Origin of the sequence: Lelliottia sp. RWM.1, assembly GCF_016859735.1 — a bacterium.
Classification (GTDB): domain Bacteria; phylum Pseudomonadota; class Gammaproteobacteria; order Enterobacterales; family Enterobacteriaceae; genus Enterobacter.
On record NZ_WLVC01000109.1, the window covers coordinates 1 to 2,717 of the forward strand.

Genomic DNA, 2,717 nt, shown 5'->3' on the forward strand with positions numbered 1-2,717 from the left:
GGTAAGCAGAGTTTTTGAAATGTAAGGCCTTTGAATAAGACAAAAGGCTGCCTCATCGCTAACTTTGCAACAGTGCCTCATAACTTTCTTGTCCTGTGCTATTTTCTGGGGCAGCCTTTTTCTATGGTGGTTCTTTTGAAATCCAGTCTACCTGAGAAAAATAAAAGAACCCTTGCAGATAAAATAAAAAAACTCAATTTATCCAGTGAGCAGGAGGTATTTCTTCTTTCCTTGCTGGAAGAGAATGATGGTACAACTCATTTGTCCCCTGTCCGGAAAAAGAAAAAAGCAGCAAAAAATAAACAGGGCCGATAATTATAACCGCACAGATACACTGTGCTGAATTTGAATATGCAGGTATTCTATTTTTTTAATGGCAGAATAAATTATCAGAATTCGCTGGCGTGTGGAAGATGTAACATATCCGTACAGTGAGATTTCTGGCCGGGATTTAAAGCGCCAGTATTTCTGACGCTTGCCGTTATTCCAGGTTATTTCAGACCGTAAGTTGATACGGCATCCTGAAGTCTGGTGCTCCGTGTCATCAGATCCCGCGTGGAGCTGGCCGACTGTGCGACCATCGTGCTGTTATCCTGAGCCATCAGCTCCACCTTTTCAACAGAACGGTTAATGAGTGTCAACGCTGCCGTCTGTTCTTCTGTCGTGTGATAGAGCTCATTGATCATGGACGACACCCTGGAGACTTCGGCACGGATGCTTTCAATATGACCGCTGGCGATCTCTACGGTTTTTTCGCCGGAAGCCACGGTATCAACCGTCGCGCCAATGAGCCCCTTAATCTCTGCCGCTGCGGAAGCTGAATGCTGAGCCAGTTTTCTGACCTCGCTGGCCACCACGGCAAAACCGCGTCCATGTGAGCCTGCCCGTGCGGCCTCGACTGCGGCATTCAGTGCAAGAATGTTGGTCTGAAAAGCAATATTATCGATAACACTGATAATATTAACGATTTTTTCGCTGGCCTGAGAAATTGATTTCATCATGACCTTTGTTTCATTCATTGCTGCTTCACCTTTTCCGGCAGAGTCATCTGCGGAGGCTGCAAGTTTTACTGTTTCTGCAGCTGTATCCGCACTCTGACGCACTGCGGCCATCAGTTCTTCAGTGGCCTGAGCGGTATGCTGAAGATTCGCCAGCGTTTCTGTCGTCCGGGCATTCAGCTCCTCTGTTCCGGCAGCCAGTTGCGAGCCTGCCACCGACATTTCCCTGATTTGAACATCAGTATCGTTTACCAGTGAATAAAGACGGATCCCGACCTGGTTGACGTTACGCAACATCATGCCAATTTCATCAACCCTGTCGAGTCTGGGGGAGCCGGGCTCTTTGCCTGATGCCATATCCTGAAGATGTTTAAGCACCATACCCACAGGCTTGCTGATCTGCTGGCGTAAAAACCAGTCGGCGAGCAGGAAGGCGATTATCATCACACCGGGCAACACCCACGGAGAAGTGTCTGTCATGCTGCCGGCCAGGCTCATGAGCAGTGCCCCAGCAAGAGCGATCCGCATACGAGCCTGAACAGATATCTTTTTAAACAGGGATAAAAAGGAAAATAACCCGGTTCTGACAACAACGCCTTTATGCAGTTTTTTCCCACGCCCACGGTTCTCTTTCAGATGTATATAAAGCTGTTCTGCTTGCTTCACTTCTTCCGGCAGCGGCGTATAGCGGACGGACATGTACCCGAAAAGCTGGTTTCCTTTATAGAGAGGGGACATGTTTGCCCTGACCCAGTAATGATCACCGTCTTTACGACGGTTTTTGACCGTACCAGCCCAGCATTCTCCCTGCTTAAGCGTGTTCCACATATCACGAAATGCTTCCTCTGGCATATCCGGATGTCGCATGATGTTATGTGGCTGTCCGGACAGTTCCTCCTGCGTGTAACCGCTGGCCTCAATAAATGCTGAGTTTGTATAAGCGATATGACTGTGGATGTCTGTTGTGGACATCAGTACGATATTTTTATCCAGTACATACTCATTTTGAGTGACCGGAGAATTAATTCTCATGTTCATTATCCTGAATGAATAACGGAGATATCACTGGCATTCTTTTCTTTGTTTCTCTGTTCGTAACAGAATTGCCATAATAGATATCTTGAATGTCGTGTTTTATAATTATGTCGGAGTGACCAGGTGCCCCCCGGTCTGGCAGATGACTTTAGTATTGCATGGGAATAGTTCTCATTTTATTTTATGGGTTATGTAAATCCGTTTTCGTTTCTGATGCCGTGTGATACCCCTTCCTGATATTGCGTTCCGGAAAATGCAAGGAAGGGGAGAAACTGGCGAAGGAACAAATTAAATAATTAAAAATATAACCAGTGGCAGGAAGAGTTAACTCTCCCTGTGCAGGCTGGTTTATGGTGCTTTAAACGTTACGTCAGGATCTTGCTGTTCCGGAATGACAACTAATGTTCATCTGTAAACGCGCGGCATATTATATGACATATGTCACATTTTTTCCAAGAACATAAATGTGGAAATATTTAGACAAACAGGTTGATGAGTGGATTTTAACTTAAATTTTAAGATTGATATCTGATTTCGGGTGTTTCAGTGTGCACAGTACCAGGTTTTTCTGATTATTTATCCATTTTACTGACAAAGCATGGTTGTTGGCACTGTTGCAAAGTTAGCGATGAGGCAGCCTTTTGTCTTATTCAAAGGCCTTACATTTCAAAAACTCTGCTTACC

At 45.4% G+C, this 2,717-nt stretch carries 2 protein-coding genes; one reads left to right on the forward strand and one right to left on the reverse strand.

Annotated features, from left to right (window positions below; all coding sequences use genetic code 11):
* Positions 1 to 30: 30 nt before the first annotated feature.
* Entirely contained in the window at positions 31 to 315 is a 285-nt protein-coding gene (locus tag GF617_RS26670; RefSeq protein ID WP_047028276.1) for a hypothetical protein, read from the forward strand.
* A 176-nt stretch (positions 316 to 491) separates the two neighbouring features.
* On the opposite strand, the gene GF617_RS26675 is transcribed toward GF617_RS26670, so the two are convergent.
* On the reverse strand, positions 492 to 2,030 hold the full coding sequence (locus tag GF617_RS26675) for a PAS domain-containing methyl-accepting chemotaxis protein (RefSeq protein WP_032427716.1): 1,539 nt from the start codon (positions 2,028 to 2,030) through the stop codon (positions 492 to 494).
* Positions 2,031 to 2,717: the final 687 nt, after the last annotated feature.

What these genes read in the sequence shown, in the direction of transcription:
- GF617_RS26675 (WP_032427716.1), bottom strand. Translation starts at nt 2,030, where the DNA reads ATGAGAATTAATTCTCCGGTCACTCAAAATGAGTATGTACTGGATAAA.